This is a genomic window from Stenotrophomonas sp. IS26, from assembly GCF_054188265.1.
Window position 1 is genome coordinate 75,428 of the sequence record NZ_JBSZJV010000006.1, and the last position, 18,988, is coordinate 94,415.

15 protein-coding genes are annotated in these 18,988 nt (G+C 65.3%); 8 read left to right on the forward strand and 7 right to left on the reverse strand.

Annotated features, from left to right (window positions below; translation table 11 throughout):
* Positions 1–44: 44 nt before the first annotated feature.
* Genes ACW6W5_RS07595 through mtgA form a run of 3 tightly spaced genes read right to left on the reverse strand, consistent with a single transcriptional unit; the run spans position 45 to position 2,244 of the window.
* Positions 45–476, reverse strand: a complete 432-nt coding sequence (locus ACW6W5_RS07595) for a CBS domain-containing protein (RefSeq protein ID WP_121038972.1) — start codon at positions 474–476, stop codon at positions 45–47.
* Positions 436–1,455 (reverse strand): glycosyltransferase family 2 protein, encoded by a 1,020-nt coding sequence (locus tag ACW6W5_RS07600; RefSeq protein ID WP_152151953.1) that lies wholly within the window; start codon positions 1,453–1,455, stop codon positions 436–438. Before ACW6W5_RS07600 ends, ACW6W5_RS07595 begins: the two co-directional genes overlap by 41 nt.
* Before the next feature lie 39 nt (positions 1,456–1,494).
* Positions 1,495–2,244: a monofunctional biosynthetic peptidoglycan transglycosylase gene (gene mtgA, locus ACW6W5_RS07605; RefSeq protein ID WP_152151951.1), complete on the reverse strand. Its 750-nt coding sequence runs from the start codon at positions 2,242–2,244 to the stop codon at positions 1,495–1,497.
* A 79-nt stretch (positions 2,245–2,323) separates the two neighbouring features.
* Between mtgA and hslO the strand changes: the two genes are divergently transcribed.
* The 3 genes from hslO to ACW6W5_RS07620 all read left to right on the forward strand — a co-directional run bounded on the left by hslO (position 2,324) and on the right by ACW6W5_RS07620 (position 7,398).
* Entirely contained in the window at positions 2,324–3,220 is an 897-nt protein-coding gene (hslO, locus tag ACW6W5_RS07610) for an Hsp33 family molecular chaperone HslO (protein WP_121038977.1), read from the forward strand.
* 152 nt (positions 3,221–3,372) lie between these two features.
* Entirely contained in the window at positions 3,373–4,197 is an 825-nt protein-coding gene (locus ACW6W5_RS07615) for an XOO1806 family protein (protein WP_183073752.1), read from the forward strand.
* 351 nt (positions 4,198–4,548) lie between these two features.
* Positions 4,549–7,398 carry a TonB-dependent receptor gene (locus tag ACW6W5_RS07620; RefSeq protein WP_121038983.1) on the forward strand — a complete coding sequence of 950 codons (2,850 nt, stop codon included), beginning with the start codon at positions 4,549–4,551 and terminating at the stop codon, positions 7,396–7,398.
* Positions 7,399–7,538: 140 nt separating this feature from the next.
* Here ACW6W5_RS07620 and ACW6W5_RS07625 read toward each other — a convergent pair whose 3' ends face one another.
* Positions 7,539–8,141: a TetR/AcrR family transcriptional regulator gene (locus tag ACW6W5_RS07625; RefSeq protein WP_019185113.1), complete on the reverse strand. Its 603-nt coding sequence runs from the start codon at positions 8,139–8,141 to the stop codon at positions 7,539–7,541.
* Positions 8,142–8,280: 139 nt separating this feature from the next.
* Here ACW6W5_RS07625 and ACW6W5_RS07630 point away from each other — a divergent pair, with 139 nt between their 5' ends.
* From ACW6W5_RS07630 to ACW6W5_RS07640, 3 genes are all read left to right on the forward strand, one after another.
* Positions 8,281–9,201, forward strand: coding sequence for an alpha/beta fold hydrolase (locus ACW6W5_RS07630; RefSeq protein WP_121038986.1), 921 nt, complete (start codon positions 8,281–8,283; stop codon positions 9,199–9,201).
* Positions 9,198–11,675 carry an acyl-CoA dehydrogenase gene (locus ACW6W5_RS07635; RefSeq protein ID WP_152151949.1) on the forward strand — a complete coding sequence of 826 codons (2,478 nt, stop codon included), beginning with the start codon at positions 9,198–9,200 and terminating at the stop codon, positions 11,673–11,675. The genes ACW6W5_RS07630 and ACW6W5_RS07635 overlap by 4 nt, the downstream gene beginning before the upstream one ends.
* 64 nt (positions 11,676–11,739) lie before the next feature.
* Positions 11,740–12,210: a hotdog fold domain-containing protein gene (locus ACW6W5_RS07640; protein WP_152151947.1), complete on the forward strand. Its 471-nt coding sequence runs from the start codon at positions 11,740–11,742 to the stop codon at positions 12,208–12,210.
* 84 nt (positions 12,211–12,294) lie between these two features.
* Here ACW6W5_RS07640 and ACW6W5_RS07645 read toward each other — a convergent pair whose 3' ends face one another.
* Together ACW6W5_RS07645 and ACW6W5_RS07650 are read right to left on the reverse strand one after the other, a co-directional pair.
* Positions 12,295–12,651 carry a DUF1304 domain-containing protein gene (locus ACW6W5_RS07645; protein ID WP_152151945.1) on the reverse strand — a complete coding sequence of 119 codons (357 nt, stop codon included), beginning with the start codon at positions 12,649–12,651 and terminating at the stop codon, positions 12,295–12,297.
* A gap of 31 nt (positions 12,652–12,682) precedes the next feature.
* Positions 12,683–14,020, reverse strand: coding sequence for an NTP/NDP exchange transporter (locus tag ACW6W5_RS07650; protein WP_121038998.1), 1,338 nt, complete (start codon positions 14,018–14,020; stop codon positions 12,683–12,685).
* Between the two features lie 199 nt (positions 14,021–14,219).
* Here ACW6W5_RS07650 and ACW6W5_RS07655 point away from each other — a divergent pair, with 199 nt between their 5' ends.
* Complete coding sequence (locus ACW6W5_RS07655) at positions 14,220–15,812, forward strand: GMC family oxidoreductase (protein WP_121039001.1); 1,593 nt, start codon at positions 14,220–14,222, stop codon at positions 15,810–15,812.
* 166 nt (positions 15,813–15,978) lie between these two features.
* Positions 15,979–17,373 carry a serine hydrolase domain-containing protein gene (locus ACW6W5_RS07660; protein ID WP_152151943.1) on the forward strand — a complete coding sequence of 465 codons (1,395 nt, stop codon included), beginning with the start codon at positions 15,979–15,981 and terminating at the stop codon, positions 17,371–17,373.
* A gap of 135 nt (positions 17,374–17,508) precedes the next feature.
* On the opposite strand, the gene ACW6W5_RS07665 is transcribed toward ACW6W5_RS07660, so the two are convergent.
* On the reverse strand, positions 17,509–18,099 hold the full coding sequence (locus tag ACW6W5_RS07665) for a histone (RefSeq protein ID WP_123730441.1): 591 nt from the start codon (positions 18,097–18,099) through the stop codon (positions 17,509–17,511).
* Positions 18,100–18,988: the final 889 nt, after the last annotated feature.

The following is an 18,988-nucleotide window of genomic DNA, read 5'->3' on the forward strand; positions in this document are numbered from 1 at the left end:
GATGCCGACGCATGGCCGGCATTCCGGACAGCATGGATCGACGCTCAACCGGCGACGATGTACTGCTGCAGCTGATCGAGTTTCTGTGCCTGTTCGTCGATCACCGACTTGACCAGGTCGCCGATCGAGATGACGCCGAGGACACCGTTGCCATCGACCACCGGAAGGTGACGGATGCGGTAATCGGTGACCAGTTGCAGGCAATGTTCGACCTGCTCGCCTGGCGCGACGGTCACCACCTTGGGGGTCATGATCTCGCGGACTTCGGTCGTGCGTGACGAGCGTTCGTGCAGCACGATCTTGCGTGCGTAATCGCGTTCGGAAAGAATGCCGACCAGTTGCCGGCCTTCCATCACCAGGACCGCGCCGATGCCCTTTTCAGCCATCAACCGGATAGCGTCGATCACCGCCGACGTCGGGGCTACTGCGAATACCTCAGGGGACTTGCCTTCCAACAGCTGTCGTACCGTGGTCATCTCGCTGCTCTCCACCGATGGGATGCAGGGCCGAGTCTGCCACGAACGGGGCCTGCCAGGTGTCAATCAGGTACAGCGGGCGCTGTTTGGATTCTTCGTACAGCCGGCCCAGGTATTCACCGATCAGGCCCAGCGCGATCAGCTGTATCCCGCCAAGGAACAGGATCACCGCCATCATCGTCGGCCACCCAGCGACACGGTCGCCGTACAGCGCGGCCTTGAGCACCACGACCAGCGCGAACAGGAACGCGAAACTCGCCGCCGCCAGGCCCAGATAGGTGGTCACCCGCAGCGGCGCGGTCGAGAACCCGGTGATCCCTTCCAACGCGAAGTTCCACAGCCGCCAGAAACCGAACTTGCTCTCCCCGACCAGCCGCGCATGGCGATGGTAAGGCAGGGCCTTGCGCCGGAAGCCCACCCAGCCGAACAGCCCCTTCATGAACCGGTGGCGCTCACGCAGCTGACCCAGGGCCTGCAGCGCGCGCGGCGACAACAGGCGGAAGTCGCCGGTATCGGCCGGAATCGGTGTCTTGGACAGCCGCCCGATCACCCGGTAGAACGCCTTGGCTGTTGACCGCTTGAGCCAGCTTTCGCCGTCGCGCACCAGGCGCGTGCCGTACACGTTGTCATAGCCCTGCTGCCACAGCGCAACAAACTCGGGAATCAGTTCCGGCGGATCCTGACCATCGGCATCGAGAATCATCACCGCACCGTCGTCGACGAAATCCAGCCCGGCGGTGAGCGCCGCTTCCTTGCCGAAATTCCGCGAGAGCCGCAGCACGCCGACGCAGCCGTCCGCAGCGGCCAATCCCTGCATGACGTCCCATGTCGTATCGGTACTGCCGTCGTCCACATACAACACCCGGCCGTCGATGCCCGCCAATCCATCGAGCACCGCACGCAGCCGTGGGTGCAGCATCGGCAAGGCAAGCGCTTCATTGTGGGCGGCGACGACGACGGTCAGGCGTGGGCTGTTCATGCGGCGATTGTAGCGTTCGCCAATCACGTACATGAACGCTCAGTCTTCGCTGAGGTAACCACTCCCGCCCAGCTGCCGCGCCTGCCGCTGGATCCATGTTGCGCGGCGCTGGACGTAGGGCCCCGGCTGGGCCGCGTTGTAACGCCGCGGTGCTGGCAGCACCGCCGCCAGCCGCGCGCTTTCGGCCGGGCTCAGCCGCGACGCGTCCTTGTTCCAGTACTGCCGGGACGCGGCCTGCGCGCCATAGATGCCGTCGCCGAACTCGGCGATGTTGGCGTACATCTCCAGGATCCGCGACTTCGGCCACAGCGCTTCGATCAACACCGTGTACCAGACCTCCAGGCCCTTGCGGATCCAGCTGCGGCCCTGCCACAGGAACAGGTTCTTGGCGACCTGCTGGCTGATCGTACTGGCCCCGCGCAGGCGGCCGCCGCGTGCGTTGTGGTCGCGCGCCTTCTCGATGGCCTGCAGGTCAAAGCCGTTGTGCTCCGGGAAGCGCTGGTCCTCGGCGGCCACCAGCGAGATCGGCAGGCTCGGCGCCATCTGGTCCAGGTCGCGCCACTGGTAGTGCAGCCGGTAGCTCCAATCGCCCTCCCCCAACGCTTCGCCGTAGCGCCACAGCATCACGCTGGATACGGGGGGGTCGATGAAACGCAGGGCCAGCACCTGCAGCACGCTGAAGCCGACAAACAGTACCGGCAGCCACAGCAGCCGCTTCCAGTGCCGGCGGCGGGGACGTGACGGTTCCAGGTCCGGCTCGACCTTGAGGTTGCTGCGCTCTGCCCCCATTACTGGTGCATCCTTTACTTGCACGGTTGTCGGCGCATTATCCGGCAACCGGCACTCCTTTCGCGCAGCCACCGAACCGATGACCGCCCAATCCGACTCCCTTGTCCGTTTCCTGCTCCCCGATGCCGGCGTCCGCGGCGTGCACGTGCACCTTGATGACACCTGGCGGGAGATCCTGTCGCACGCGGTCTATCCGCCCGGCGCCGCTGAACTGCTCGGCGAGGCCAGCGTGGCCTCGGCGCTGTTCACCGGCCACACCAAGGTCGATGGCCGCCTGTCGATCCAGCTGCGCAGCAACACCGCGATGCGCACCCTGTTCGCCGAGTGCACCGCGGCCGGCACGCTGCGCGGCATCGTCCAGCTGGCCGACGGCGGCGGCGACGCGCCGCGCGACCTGACCGCGCTGGGCGAGGATGCGCTGCTGGCGATCACCATCGAAAACCCCGGCTTGGACCCGCGCGAACCGCAGCGCTACCAGAGCCTGGTCGGTCTGACCGCAGCCGGTCTGGACGAAGCCTTCGAAGATTATTTCCGCCAGTCCGAACAGCTGCCCACCCGCCTGCTGCTGGCCGCCGACGGCACCCGCGCCGCAGGCCTGCTGCTGCAGAAGCTGCCGGGCGATGAAGGCGATCAGGACGGCTGGTCGCGTGCCAGCGCGCTGTTCGAGACCCTGGGCAAGCAGGAACTGCTGGAGGTGCCGGGCCATGACCTGCTGCACCGCCTGTTCCATGAAGAGACGCCGGAACTGCTCGGCGACAAGGCCCTACGCTTTGCCTGTTCGTGCTCGCGCGAGCGGGTCGAAGGCATGCTGCAGTCCATTGGCGAAGAGGAGGCCCGGGCCGCCGCCGAGCCTACGGGCGCGGTCGAAGTGCGTTGCGAATTCTGCGGGCAGGAGTATCACTTTCCCTTGACGGAATTCGACATACTGTTCCGCGAGATGGACGTATCTTCGCCGGCACCTGAACGGCTTCAGTAATTTTGCTACGAGTTTTGTTCTGGGGAGAACCAAGACTTGTTAAGAAATCATAAACGCCCTAGGATCAATCTCCCGCTTCGGCGGGAACTTGTGTTCACCGCGCTTGTCTGAGAGTTCCCATGCATTCCCTTCTGCGTCTACCGCTGGCCCTGATGATCGCCCTAGGCGCGATCTCGGGCGCGCATGCGCAGGCCAAGGGCAAGCAGGACGGCACCGTGCTGCCGGTCTGGAACAAGGGCAGCGGCAAGGTCGAGGCGCTGCTCTACCTGGAGCCGACCGGCGAACAGGCCGTTGGTGCCCGTTGGCACTTCGGGCGCAGCTCGCTGGATGCGGCCTTCGGCCTGTCCTCGGGTGACTCTCTGGGGCTGCTGTGCAACAGCAGCCGCGGCACCAGCATCAGCGGATTGGCCAGTCACTGCATGCTGGCGACGCTGGGCGATGAGGAGGACAACACGCTCAGCCGCCGCGTCAGTGGCACCGCCGCGTTCAACCGCCCCGGTGGCCGCGTGGGCATCACCGCCGGCAGCGGCCGCGACACTTTACCCGCCTGGCTGGCTGGCCCCAACAAATCCCCATCGCTGCGCGCCGAACAGAACGATCTGACTGTTTTCGGGCAGAAGAACATCGGCCGTGAGGGCTTCGTCTCGATCGGTGGCACCTACGCCAAAGCGCGACTGGTCCCCATCGCGGATGCCTCACCGGCGATCGTCGACCGCTGGGACAGCAAAAGCCTCACCATCGGCGCCGGCTATGGCAACTTCAGCGGCAACATCATTGGCCGTGTGGTCGATGTACCCGGCCAGCCCGGGAAGTGGGAAGGCCTGGGCGTCGGCCTGACCTGGCGCACCCCGTGGAGCGGCCAGCTCACCGTCGGTGCCGAAAACGTGGTCACCCGTGGCAAGAATCCGTTCGCCCCGCGCAACGAGAGCACCGACGAAGGCACCGTGCCCTACGTGCGGTACGAGCAGGATCTCTGACCTGTCTTTGCGACGACCCGTCAATACACGTGATCCAAAGGGCGCCTCCATGAGGCGCCCTTTTTCATTTGGGCTGCCTGTCAAGGGCGCGCACGGCCCATTCAGGGTGAATTTTTTTTAACAAAAATCTTAACAAATGAGACTGTTTAGGCTGTAGATATCGCTTAAAGCCTTACACCGCAAAGGCTTTGCCGAATTTCACCTAAATCACATGGAACATTAACGGCTCTTTAATTTTTAGTTGCACGTGGTTACTATCGAGTCAGCTTCACGGATTGGGAACGCCTTTCGTCCCCGCGCTGAAGCCCATCCCAACACGTTGCACCCAAGTCAACTTGGAGAGAGAGCCCAATGAACCGCAACAGCAACAAACTGCGCGACGCCGTCGTCCTCGCGCTGATCGCCAGCGCTGCCGGCACCGGCAGCGCCGTCGCTCAGGAAACCACTGGCACCACCAACCTGGACCGTATCTCGGTCACCGGTTCGCGCATCCGCCAGGTTGACGTGGAAACCGCCCAGCCGGTCCTGACCATCACCCGCGCAGACATCCAGAACCAGGGCTTCAGCTCGGTCGCGGACATCCTGCAGAACATCTCTGCCGCGGGCAGCCCGTCGTTCAGCCGCGCCTCGCCGCTGACCTCCAACCAGGAAGCCGGTGGTTCGTACATCGATCTGCGCAACCTGGGCCCGCAGCGTACGCTGGTGCTGGTCAACGGTAAGCGTCTGGGCATTTCGCCGGACGGCTTCCAGGACGTCTCGACCATCCCGACCGTCATCGTTGAGCGCATCGACGTCCTGAAGGACGGCGCCTCGTCGATCTACGGCTCCGATGCCATGGCCGGCGTGATCAACATCATCACCCGCAAGAACTTCGACGGTGCTGAAGCCAACTTCTACACCGGCCAGTACAGCCAGGGCGACGGCAAGAAGGAAACCGCTGATTTCATGGTCGGCTTCTCCGGCGATCGCGGTTCGGTCACCGTCGGTGCCGAGTACCACAAGGAAGAGGGCGTCTGGGCGAAGGATCGTCCGTTCAGCCTGGACACCTACCCGGGCGTCGGTGACGGTGGCGCTTACTCCGTCGTCGGCCAGTGGGGTAACTGGCGTCGCGGCACCACCGGCGCTTGGCAGGCACCGAACCGTGGCGGCACCGCCCTGGGCGCGAGCCAGTTCCATGACCAGAACGCCGATGACCGCAGCCGTTCGACGGAGCAGATGCACCTGCTGACGCCGCTGGAGCGCCGTTCGCTGTACGTCAACACCAACTACGACATCACCGACAACGTCCGCTTCACCAGCGACCTGTCCTACACCAAGCGTGAGTCGAACCGTCAGATCGCAGGCTACCCGCTGCAGTCGCAGGCCGCCGGCGTGAACACCCCGATGTCGGCGCTGAGCGCCTTCAACCCGACCGGTGGCGCTTCGGCCGTCAACTGGCGCCGTCGTGGTTGGGAAGTGCCGCGTACCACCGATACCGACATGACGACCTGGCGCTTCACCGCGTCGCTGGAAGGCGCGTTCGAGATTGGTGACCGGTACTTCAACTGGGATGCCGGCTACCTGTACAACGAAAACAACGTCAACATCACCAACAACGGCAACTTCTACATCCCGGCCGTGCGCAATGCGGTGGGCCCGTCGCGCGTCAATGCGCAGGGGCAGCTGGAGTGCTACACGCCCGCAACGGGCACCTCGCCCGCCGCGGCGATCCCGGGCTGCGTGCCGTGGAATCCCTTCGCGGGCTTCGGCACCGGCGCGGTTGCCAATTCGCTGGCGGATCCGAACGTTCAAAAGTACCTCTACCGTGAGGAACATGCGACCGGCAAGACCACCACGAACAACTACTTCGCCAACCTGTCGGGTACCATCGTCCCGCTGCCGGCTGGCGACCTGGGCTTCGCGGTCGGCTACGAGTACCGCAAGGAGGATGGTAACTTCCGTCCGGATGCCATCGCCCAGTCGGGCGACTCGACCAACCTGGCCTCGGGCCCGACCCAAGGCTCCTACGCGGTCGACGAGTTCTACCTGGAACTGAACATCCCGATCCTGGCCGACCTTGCCTTCGCCAAGGAACTGACGCTGGACGTGGCTACCCGCTACTCCGACTTCAACACCTTCGGTGACACGGTCAACAACAAGTTCGGCCTGAAGTGGCGTCCGATCGACGACCTGCTGGTCCGGGCCACCTATGCCGAGGGCTTCCGCGCCCCGACCATCGGTGACCTCTACGGCGGCGGTTCGCAGACCTTCGTGACCAGCTTCGTCGATCCGTGCGACAGCGTCTATGGCAGCGTCGGCGGCAGCCCGCAGTGCTTGGCCGCCGTCGGCCCGGGTTACCGTCAGCTGCAGCAGGGCTTCATCCCGACCGTCGGCTCGGCAGCACAGAGCCCGGTGCCGTTCGTTTCGGGCTCCAACCCGCTGCTGACCCCGGAAAGTTCGGAGTCCAAGACCGTCGGTTTCGTATACAGCCCGAGCTACGTCAGTGGCCTGAGCGTGGGCGTCGACTGGTGGAACATCCGCATCGACAACACCATCGTCTCGGACAGCGCCAACACGATCCTGCGCGACTGCTATGTCAACCAGGTCACCTCGCGTTGCGCACTGTTCCAGCGTGATCCGTCGCTGGGCAACATCGTCGGCACCCTGGTCTACGGCAACCGTAATGCCGGCTATACCGAAACCGAAGGTTTCGATATCGACGTCAACTATGCTCTGGACACCGACTACGGTCGCGTCAGCGCCAAGTGGGCCACCACCTACGTCAGCAAGTACGAGACGAAGACCACCAACGAAGCTGACACCGTGCCGAATCAGGCCAACGGCTACGGCAGCACCTTCCGGATCCGCTCCAACTTCAACTTGGGCTGGAGCCTGAATGACTGGTCGGTGAACTGGGGCCTGCGCTACTTCTCCGGCACCAAGGAACCGTGCTACTTCGATGATCGCTGCAACCTGCCGGACTTCTCGGCACCGGAAACGCAGGGCAACATCGATCCGCAGAACCGTACCGGCGCAGTGACCTTCCACGACCTGCAGGTGTCCTACGCAGCTCCGTGGAACGCCAGCATCTCCGTCGGCGCCAACAACGTGTTCAACAAGGTCGGCCCGGCAATGTATGCGCAGCCGAATTCCAGCTTCTCCTACTACGGCGGCTTCGACATCGGTCGCTTCGTCTACCTGAAGTACAACCAGAAGTTCTGATCGATCCACTGATCGACAACGTCTGATGCAACGGCCCCGAAAGGGGCCGTTGTTTTTTGTGCTGGTGCGCGTGGCCAGCAAACGGCACGCATGGAAAAGGCCGCGTTTCCGCGGCCTTCTGCATGTCTGTCACGGGCCGGTCAACCGAGCGGAATCAACGTCTCGATCACGTGCTCCACATAGGCCTCGAAATCTTCGCGGGCCTGCTTGGGCTGCTGCAGCTGCAGCGACAGCTGGAGGAAGCCGACATAGGCCGCGTAGGCCAGTCGCGCGCGGTGTTGCGCATCCGTCCGGCTCAGCCCCGCCTGGCGGAACGAGGCGACCAGATACTCCAGGCGACGATGCGAGACCCGGTCGATGACCGGACGCACCATCGGGTGGTCCAGCGCCTTGAGCAGTTCGCTGTAGATGATGTGCGGCTGCACTTCATGCGCCACCACCTGGAACAGCTGGCGCAGGCGCACGCGCGGATCGGTCACGTCGGCCAGGCTGCCGAACACCTGCTCCTGTTCGAACAGCTCCCAGCGCTCCAGCGCGGCCTGCAGCAACGCATCGCGCGAGGGGAAGTGCCAGTAGAAGCTGCCTTTGGTGACACCCAGGCGCCGCGCCAGCGGTTCCACCGCGACCGCGCCCACGCCTTGTTCGGCAATCAGATCCAGTGCGGCCTGGGCCCAGTCTTCAGCACTGAGGCGGCTGTTGCGGCCGGCACGTGGCTCGCCGGCGGAAGCTTCGGGTTCATTCATAGGTGGATTTAACCATACGCCGGGGTTGGTTGCAGTACGTCAATGTGCTCATGGGGGCCTGGAGCCTCGCCGCACAAGGGATGTGCCCACCATACCCCCAAGTATTGACATCGCACAGGGCAGGTCCATACTAGCGAGTATGGTCACTCCTTCTTCTACTCTGCCCCGTTTTGACGATGAGCGACTGACCGGCGCGCACAACGCCGTGCTGGCCGCCACCCGGTCGGGTCCGGGGCGTCGCGGCACCGTTCTGTTCGCCCACGGCTTCGGCCAGACCCGGCATGCCTGGCAGGCCACCGCCTCCGCGCTGGTCGGCGCCGGTTACCAGACCCTGTCCTACGACGCACGCGGCCATGGCGATTCAGACTGGAATCCGGCCGAACGCCCTTACCACGGCGAACAGTTCGCCGATGATCTGATCGTGCTGGCCGGCGAGCAGGCGCAGCCGCCGATCCTGATCGCCGCCTCGATGGGCGGCCTGTTCGGCCTGCTCGCCGAGTCGCGCTGGCCGGGCCTGTTCTCGGCGATGGTGCTGGTGGACATCACCCCGCGCTGGGATACCGCCGGCGTCGAAAAGATCCTGATGTTCATGACCGCGCACCCGGACGGCTTCGCCTCGCTGTCGCAGGCGGCCGATGTGATCTCCGCCTACGTGCCGCACCGCCCGCGCAAGTCGGACGATTCCCTGCGCGCGTTGCTGCGCGAGGACGGTCACGGCCGCTGGCGCTGGCATTGGGACCCGCGTCTGGTCGCCGAGCTGGCCCGTGACAGTGAACACCACCAGGACGCGCTCGCCGAGGCGGCGCGCCAGGTGAAATGTCCCTTGCTGCTGGTGAGCGGCGGCCGCAGCACCCTGGTCACCCCGCAGACGGTGGCCGAGTTCCTTGCGTTGGTGCCACATGCACGCCACGTGCAGCTGCCGGAGGCCACGCATATGGTCGCCGGTGATGACAACAACGCCTTTACCGCTACTGTGTTGGACTATCTGGACGTATTGCCCTCGGCCTCCGCCGTCGCATCGTCCGCCATTACCGAGCACGTCACCGGAGCACGCTCATGAGCATTGTCGTTCCCTTCCTCGTCGTCCTGTTGGCAGGTGCGTTCGTCGCCTACCACCGGATGCGCCTGATCACCTGGACGATCATCAGCCTCGTGCTGCTGGCCGCCTGCTGGTTCATCCCGTACGTCAACCAGACCGCCACGATCGTGGCTGCGGCCATCGTCGCCGTCATCGCCGTGCCGCTGCTGCTGCCCTTCATCCGCAAGCCGCTGCTGACCGCGCCGATGATGAAGGTGTTCCGCAAGGTGCTGCCGCCGCTGTCGCAGACCGAGCGCATCGCGCTGGAAACCGGCTCGGTCGGTTTCGAAGGTGAGCTGTTCACCGGCGATCCGGACTGGAACATCCTGCTGAACTACCCCAAGCCACAGCTCACTGCGGAGGAACAGGCGTTCCTGGACGGCCCGGTCGAAGAGCTCTGCAAAATGGTCAACGACTGGGAAATCACCCACGTCTACGCCGACCTGCCGCCAGAGCTGTGGAGCTTCATCAAGAAGAACAAGTTCTTCGGCATGATCATTCCGAAGGAATACGGCGGCCTGGGCTTCAGCGCGCTGGCCCACCACAAGGTGATCCAGAAGCTGGCCTCGGTGTCGAGCGTGGTCAGCTCCACCGTCGGCGTGCCCAACTCGCTGGGCCCGGGTGAACTGCTCAACCATTACGGCACCCAGGAACAGAAGGACCAGTACCTGCCGCGCCTGGCCGACGGCCGTGAAGTGCCGTGCTTCGGCCTGACTGGCCCGTTCGCCGGTTCGGATGCCACCTCGATTCCCGATTACGGCATCGTCTGCAAGGGCGAGTGGAACGGCGAGCAGGTGCTCGGCGTCAAGCTCACCTTCGACAAGCGTTACATCACCTTGGCGCCGGTAGCCACGCTGATCGGCCTGGCCTTCCGCATGTACGACCCGGATGGCCTGATCGGCACCACCCGCGACATCGGCATCACCCTGGCCCTGCTGCCGCGTGACACCGCCGGCGTGGAAATCGGCCGCCGCCACTTCCCGCTCAACTCGACCTTCCAGAACGGCCCGATCCGCGGCAAGGATGTCTTCATCCCGCTGACCCAGCTGATCGGCGGCGCCGAGAAGGCCGGCAAGGGCTGGAACATGCTCAACGAGTGTCTGGCCGTGGGCCGCTCGATCACCTTGCCCTCCACCGCCAGTGGCGGTGCCAAGGCCGGTGCCGTGGTGACCGGTGCCTATGCACGCATCCGCAAGCAGTTCGGCCTGTCGGTCGGCCGCTTCGAGGGCGTGGAAGAAGCGCTGGCCCGCATCGGTGGCAAGGCCTACGCGATCAGCGCGCTGTGCCAGGCAACGGCCGCTGCGGTGGACCGCGGCGACGTGCCGTCGGTGCCGTCGGCCATCGCCAAGTACCACTGCACCACCATGAGCCGTGAAGTGATCTCGGACGTGATGGATGTGATCGGCGGCAAGGGCATCATCCTGGGGCCGCGCAACTTCGCCGGCCGCAGTTGGCAGGCCGCGCCGATCGCGATCACGGTCGAGGGTGCCAACATCATGACCCGCAGCCTGCTGATCTTCGGCCAGGGTGCGATCCTGTGCCACCCGTGGGTGCTGAAGGAAATGAAGGCCGCGCAGGATCCGGACACCCGTGCCGGCCTGCAGGAATTCGACCGCAGCCTGTTCGGCCACATCCGCTACGGCATCTCCAACGCCGTGCGTTCGTTCTGGTTCGGCCTCACCGGTGCCCGTTTCGGTGCCGCCCCGGGCGATGCCTACACCCGCCGCTACTTCCGCAAGCTGGACCGTTACTCGGCCAACCTGGCGCTGATGGCCGACATCTCGATGATGACGCTGGGCGGCAAGCTGAAGTTCAAGGAATCGCTGTCCGGCCGCCTGGGCGATGTGCTGAGCCACATCTACATGACCAGCGCCATGCTCAAGCGTTACCACGACGAAGGCGCACCGGTGGCCGACCAGCCGCTGCTGGCCTGGGCCTTCCATGACAGCGTGCACAAGATCGAAGAGTCGCTGTCGGCCGCCCTGCGCAACTTCCCGGTGCGTCCGATCGGCTGGCTGATGTGGGCGCTGATCTTCCCGTTCGGCCGCCGTGCCGAGGCCCCGGGCGACCGTCTGGGCCATCGCGTCGCCGCGCTGCTGATGGCGCCCAACGAAGCCCGCGACCGTCTGGCCAGTGGCGTGTTCCTGACCCCGTGCGAGAACAACCCGGGTGGCCGCATCAACAGCTACCTGTCCAAGGCGATCATGGCCGAGCCGGTGGAGCGCAAGTTCATCAAGGCGCTCAAGACCAAGGGCATCGAAGCGCTGGACTTCGTTACCCAGCTGGACGAAGCCGTGGCCGAAGGTGTGATCACCCAGGACGAGCGCACCCTGCTTGAGGAGCTGCGCACGCTCACCCTGGAAACGATCACCGTGGACGACTTCGATCCGGAGGAACTGCGCTCGGCGGGCTACTACAAGCGCCAGCAGAAGGACGCGCAGTCGCAGGCCGCGTGATCCCGGCCACCATGTAAACGACAACGGCGGACTTCGGTCCGCCGTTTCTTTAGGGAGACCCCCGATGTCCGCTCCACTGCTCACGCTCTACCGCCGCATGCAGCGCTGGCCTGCCGGCACCTGGCTGTTCTCGCGCGCGGTGTGCGTCAAGGCGCCCTACTTCGCCAGCATCGCCCCGCGCATCACGCTGCTCGAGCCGGGCCGCTGCGAAGGCCGCATCGCGCACCGGCGCAAGGTCACCAACCACATCGGCACAGTGCACGCGATCGCGCTGTGCAACCTGGCCGAACTCACCGCCGGGCTGATGGTGGATGCCTCGCTGCCCAAGGGCATGCGCTGGATCCCGAAGGGCATGGAGGTGCAGTACCTCGCCAAGGCGACCGGCACGCAGCATGCCGTGGCCACGCCGGAGCAGCCGATCGTGGCGGCCGAGACCGGCTACGCGCTGCCGGTGAAGGTGCAGGTGCGCGATGACGCCGGCACGGCCGTGTTCGAGGCCCGGATCGCCATGTGGGTGTCGCCGGTCAAACGTTGATCGTTGGCGCAGCCACCCATGGGTGGCTCTACATCCAATCCGTCTGTCGCAGGGTAGCGCCACGCCATGCGTGGCTGGCGCCTGTCAGGCCGGCACCATCCACCATGCCGCTACGGCCAGGATCGCCGGCACGGCCTGGATGAAGAAGATCCGCTTGTTGACGCTGTACGCGCCATAGCAGCCGGCCACGATCACGCAGCCCAGCATGAAGTTCACCAGCATCGGCAGGTGATCGAACAGGCCCCAGAACAGGCCGGCGGCAAGGAAGCCGTTGTACAGCCCTTGATTGGCCGCCAGCACCCGCGTGGCCTGCGCCTTTTCCGGCGTATTGCGGAAGGTCCTCAGGCCCAGCGGCTTGGTCCACAGGAACATTTCCAGGACCAGGAAATACACGTGCAGCAGGGCGACCAGCAGGGTCAACGACAGCGCGATCCAATACATGGGCTCAGGTTCCTGGAAGACTGCAGAGAGCTTACTCCGGGCGCTCGCCCGGCAGCTTCTTTTCCTCGCGCAGAAGGCCCAATGCTGCGACGGTCATCGCCCCGGCCACGACCAGCCCACCGACGAACACAATGTGCGAACCGAACAGGGACAGCCCCTTGTGCACCCAGGCGAAGGTCAGGTCCGCACCGCGGTAGACCACGGTGTCGATCGCCGCGCCGGCCTTGTAGCGCCACTGGCGGTCCACACGGGTATAGATGGTCTCGCGCGCCGGCTTGGCCAGTGAGAACTCGCTGGCGCGGGTCATCACCTGCACCATCGCCACCATCAGCGGCAGCGGCGAGGCCGCCAGGATCGAGAAGCCGATGATGATCGCCACGCCGGGAATCAACAGCGCCGGGGCGATCCCATACCGCGACAGCAGCCAGCGCGTGAACCCGAGCTGCACGATCAGGGTCAGGGTGTTCACCGCCAGGTCCACGCGCGAGAAAAACGCCGTGCTGGCCGCGGCATCGGGGTACAGCCGTCGCACGATCGAGGCCTGCTCGTTGTAGAGCATCGTGCCCACGCCCACGCCGAACAGCACCATCAGTGCCAGCCAGCGCAGCATCGGCTCACGCACGATCAGCTTCAGGCCATCGAACACACTGCCGCCCATCGGCGTTTCGCCGGAGACCAGCTGCCGCTCCTGTTCGCGTTCCACCGCCCACAGGCGCAGCCGCCAGATGCAGCCCAGGCAGATCAGCAGGAAGCCGGCCGAGACCAGCATCAGGTTGGCGATGCCGACCCGCTGCACCAGCGTCGAGGTGATGATCGGCCCCAGGAAGGCGCCGATGGTGCCAGCCGCGCCGAGGTAGCCGTAATAGGCGCGCGCCTCCACGTTGGAGAACACGTCGGCCATGAAGCTCCAGAACACCGCCACCGCGAACAGGTTGAAGACGGTGATCCAGAAGAAGAACGCCATGCCCCGCCCGGGCGCGCCGGTCTCGAACATCACGTAGAAGCCGAGCAGGGTGACGATGAAAAAGCCGTACACCGCCGGCAGGAACACCCGGCGCGGGAAGCGGCTCACCAGCACGCCGTACAGCGGCTGCAGCACCAGCATGATGAAGAACACGCAGGTGAACAGGAACTGCAGCACGAAGTCCTGCAGGGCGATCCCGTGCCCGGCGAACCACTGGATCAGCGGCAGCGGAAACACGGTCTGCAGATCCGACGAGGCCGCCATCGCTTCGCGCACCGGGCGCAGCACGTAGTAGCCACTGAGCAGGCAGAAAAAGTAGATCGAGGCCCAGATCAGCGGCGGCGAACGCCGCCAGGCGCTCAACATGCCAGTGGCCGCCGCGCCGGTTCCGGCCGCCGCGGTCATTGCACGCTCTGCGCGGACAAAGGGCGTTGCAACGGCAACATGTGGGGAACTCCGGGCATCGAAGCGCGCAAGGTAAACGATGCACCGCAACATCGCCAGCCTCCGGCACGCCCATCGGTGCAACGCTGCGTGGCTCACCACTCAGCCCCTGCCTGCCCCAACCTGTCTTATGCTCGGTGCGCACCCGGCAAGGAGCGGCATGTACGACTACATCGTCATTGGTGCCGGCTCTGCCGGCTGCGTGCTGGCCCACCGGCTCAGCGAAGACCCGGCCTGCCGGGTGCTGCTGCTGGAAGCCGGCCCGCGCGATAGCAACCCCTTCATCCACATGCCGGCCGGGTTGGCGCGGCTGGTCAACAATCGCCGCATCAACTGGAACCTGGAGACCGAGCCGGAGCCTGCCTTGGATGGCCGTCGTCTGTGGTGGCCGCGCGGCAAGGTGCTGGGCGGCTCCAGCTCGATCAATGCGATGTGCTACATCCGCGGCGTCCCCGCCGACTACGACGGCTGGGAAGCGGGTGGCGCCATCGGCTGGGGCTGGGACCAGGTGCTGCCCTGGTTCCTGCACAGCGAGCGCAACAGCCGCGGCGCCAGCGCGCTGCACGGCGCCGCAGGACCGCTGTCGGTGTCCGACCTGCGCCACCACAACCCCCTCTCGGCCGCGTTCATCGCCGCCGCGCAGGAAGCCGGCCATCCCCACAATGCAGACTTCAACGGTGACCAGCAGCTCGGCGTAGGGCTGTACCAGGTCACCCAGCGCGACGGCGCACGGTGTTCAAGTGCGGACGCCTACCTGCGCCCGGCACGCCACCGGCGCAACCTGACGGTGCTCACCGGCGCGCAGGCGACCGCGCTGAGCTTCGAGGGCACGACGGCGACCGGCGTGCACTATCGGCGTGGCGCGCACCACCTCCACGCACGCGCGGGCGCGGAGGTGATCCTCAGCGCCGGCGCGCTCCATTCCCCCCACCTGCTGATGCTCTCCGGCATCGGCGAGGCGGACACGTTGCGCTGCCACGGCATCACCCCGCGCGTGGATCTGCCCGGTGTCGGCCGCAACCTGCAGGACCACCTGGACATCTGCACCGTCGTGCACACCACACCGGGCGTCAGCTACGACCGCAGCAACGAGCTGCGCATCGCCTTCGACTACTTCCTGCGCGGCCACCGTGGTGCCGGCACCAGCAACCTGGCCGAGGCCGGCGGCTTCGCCCGCTCGTCGCTGGCCACCGATGCGCGCGCCGACATCCAGTTCCATTTCGTCCCGGCAATGCTGGACAACCACGGCCGCCACCGGCTGCCGGGCGATGGCTATACCCTGCATGCCTGCCCGCTGCACCCACGCAGCCGCGGGCAATTGCGCCTGCGTGATGCCGATGCGCGCTCGCCGCCGCGCATCCACGCCAACTACCTGGGTGACCCCGCGGGCCACGATCTGAAGAGCATGCTTGAATGCGCCCGGCTGTCGCGCGAGATCCTGCAGCAGCCTGCGTTTGACCGCTGGCGCGGCGCGCCGGTGTTCCCCCCGCACAACGCGCTGGACGAGGCGGCACTGGAAGCCTTCATCCGGGCCAAGGCCGAGACCATCTACCACCCGGTCGGGACCTGCGCGATGGGGCAGCATGCCGAGGCGGTGGTCGATCCGGGCACCCTGCGCGTGCACGGCACCGAACGGCTGCGGGTGGTGGATGCCTCGGTGATGCCGCGCCTGGTCAGCGGGAACACCAACGCCCCGACCCTGATGATCGCTGAGCGTGCCGCTCATTGGATCCGGACCGCTGCAACTGCCTGAACAGGGGTGCGCTGGACCGCCCTTACCGCCCGGGTGACGGATCCTTTGGAGATTGGCAAAACCCGCGTATTTTCAATGCGATACGCATTCATCTTCGATTCGTTTGTGCAATCACGAAAAGCGGCGCTAGAATCGGTCACAGCAGTCGCGCACGGGCACCCATACGATGAACCAGAACAACAGGCGCCGACCGATCCGTTCGGCGGCAACCGGGTTGTTGGGCATGTTGATGCCCATCGCCATGTCTTCCACTGCACAGACACCTGCCGCTGCGCCAGCCGGGTTCCCGGTCAACATCGAGGAATCGGCGCCGAGCGCCGCCCCGCATACCCAACCTGCCGCGTACCGCACCACGCCGGCCGGCCTGAAAGTGCAGCCGCCCGCGCAGGGCTTCAACGTGGCCTCGATCGAATCGATGGCGCAGCAGCTCACCTACGGCGAGCGCGTACCCGGCATGGCCGTTGCGATCGTCCAGGGGGGCCGCGTGCTCAGCGCGCGCGGCTACGGCGTCACCGACGTCAACAACCCGCAGCAGGTCGACGCGCACACCGTGTTCCGGCTGGCCTCGTTGTCCAAGGCTTTCGCCGGCACCATGGCCGGCCTGCTGGTCAACGACGGCACGCTGCGCTGGGACAGCAAGGTCACCGACTACGTGCCCGGCTTCCAGTTGAGCACGCCCGAAGCGACCGAGCGCCTGACCGTGGCCGATCTGCTCAGCCACCGCGTCGGCCTGCCCTACAACGCCTATGACCGCGACGTCGAAGCCAACGCCGAGTACTACACGCTCACCCACAAACTGGCGGCTACCTCGCTCAAGTGCCTGCCCGGCGACTGCTACGCCTACCAGAACGTGGCCTTCAGCCTGATCGGTGATGTGGTCTACGCCGCCTCCGGCAGCTTCTACGAACAGTCCGTCGAGCGCCGTCTGTTCAAGCCGCTGGGCATGGATGACGCCAGCCTCGGCCTGGCCGGCATCCAGGCCAGCTCGCGCTGGGCACGCCCGCATGTGCGCAGCCGCAATGGCTGGGTTGCGCTCACGCCCAAGCCCACCTACTACCGCCTCGCCCCGGCCGCCGGCGTCAACGCCAGTGCCAGCGACATGGCGCAATGGCTGCTGGCACACACCGGCCATCGCCCCGACGTCCTGCCCGCCCCGTTGCTGGCCACGCTGCATGCGAGCCTGATCAGCACCCCCGGTGAAATGCGGTCCGGCTGGCGCCGCGAGCGCCTGAACTCAGCCGGCTACGCGCTTGGCTGGCGCACCTTCGATTACGCCGGCCATGAAGTGATCTTCCACGCCGGTGCCGTCCAGGGCTATCGCGGCCTGGTCGCCCTGGTGCCCGAGCGCGACCTCGGCATTGCCATCATGTGGAACGGCGAAAGCAGCCTGCCCAGCGGCCTGCTGCCCACCGTACTGGACCAGGCGATGGGCCTGCCGACCCAGCGCTGGCTGGACGTGGACACCGACTTCGGCAGCGACAACCTGATGGCCGAGGACGCCGCCCCGCAAGGCAAGCGCAAGGGCGTCTCGTCGAACCGCGCGGTCGCATCACCGCGCTGATCCCGCCCGCACGTGGCATCGCAAAAGGCGGCCGGATGGCCGCCTTTTTTGTGGTTTTTGGTATCGCACATAAAAAAACTCCTTCCCCGCTGGGCTGCCAGGGAAGGAGTCTCAGGTACGGCTATCGGGAAAAACTCAGATCAGCGGTGCCGGGGTTGCCGGCAGTGCGACCGGCGCGGCCTTCTTCTTGCGAACGGCCGGCTTGCGCTTTGCGACCTTCTTCACTGCCTTCTTCGCGGATGCCTTCTTGGCCGGAGCCTTGCGGGCAGTCGCCTTCTTGGCGGTGGCCTTCTTGGCTACCTTGCGGGTGGCCTTTTTGGCGGTCTTTTTGGCGGTCTTCTTGGCAGCCTTCTTCGGAGCGGCCTTCTTGGCTACCTTGCGGGTCGCCTTCTTGGCCGTCTTCTTTACCGCCTTTTTCGCGGTCTTCTTGGCGGCTGCCTTCTTTGCAGTCTTCTTGACGGCCTTCTTCGCCGTCTTCTTCACTGCCTTCTTCGCGGTCTTCTTGGTGGCGGCCTTCTTTGCAGTCTTCTTCACTGCCTTCTTTGCCGTCTTTTTCACTGCTGCCTTGCGAGCGGTCGCCTTCTTGGCCGCCTTCTTCACCGTCTTCTTGGCAGCCGCCTTCTTGGCTACCTTCTTCACGGCCTTCTTGGCAGTCGCCTTTTTAGCGACCTTCTTGGCTGCCTTTTTGGCGGCCGGCTTTTTCTTCGCAGCTTTCTTGGTTGCCATGGGATGGCTCCTCGTCAGTGATCTATGGAGTGGAAACGCCCAGGTAAAGCAAACCCGCCGTTGCTGCGTCGCGGGGACCGCCGTCGCGTCATGCGCGTCGTGACGGATACGGGGACACCTGCCACATGCGGCCAGGCAGATATCGGATCAGGAAGGGTCTTGCGGTTCGCTGAAGGAAGCGAAGCCATCTCCACCGTCATCGGACGCGAGGTGGATGTCCAGGTTGTGCTTCGCGACTTGATGTCGATTCTGCTCACTCTGTTCGCAGGCAAGGTCTGCTGAGGCGAAACCTAATCACGCTTTTTTTCACTGTCAACAACCCCGGCGAAAAATTTTCACACCGGCGCCCTGCGGCGCCCCCCTCTCCGAACCCGTCATCGAGCCGACGAGAGCGCCATGCCAACGCCACCGCGAACACCCCACGCAATCAAACGCTGACAACGCAGAAAAGAAAAACACTTAAAAGAAGCACTTTCGTGTAGCGACATCGCAACATCGCCGTGCACCACCCTGCAACGCCACGCGCGCATCGCATGCGATCACCCCCGCCACGGGACTCCCCGTGCGCACCTTAAACAGACCGCAAAACTTTTCACATCTGCCCGCGTTTTTTTCGACCCGATTCGCGTAACTGCGCAAACTTTTGACCGCTCGGCACCGACGCGTTCGTACCTGGCATTCGCCGTTGAGCATCGTCGCAGGTCCACCGGGAAGCCTGTTCGGCATGCCATCGGCGCGTCGGCGAAGACCAGATCACCGGCGCGCATCGGCACCGAACCGATCGTCATGAGCCGGCCGTCGCGACCACCGCCCATCGCCCGTGCACTGCAATCCTCACGCACTACTAACGCGATCGGCGCGTTCTCGACGCGCGGGCAAAAAAAAACGG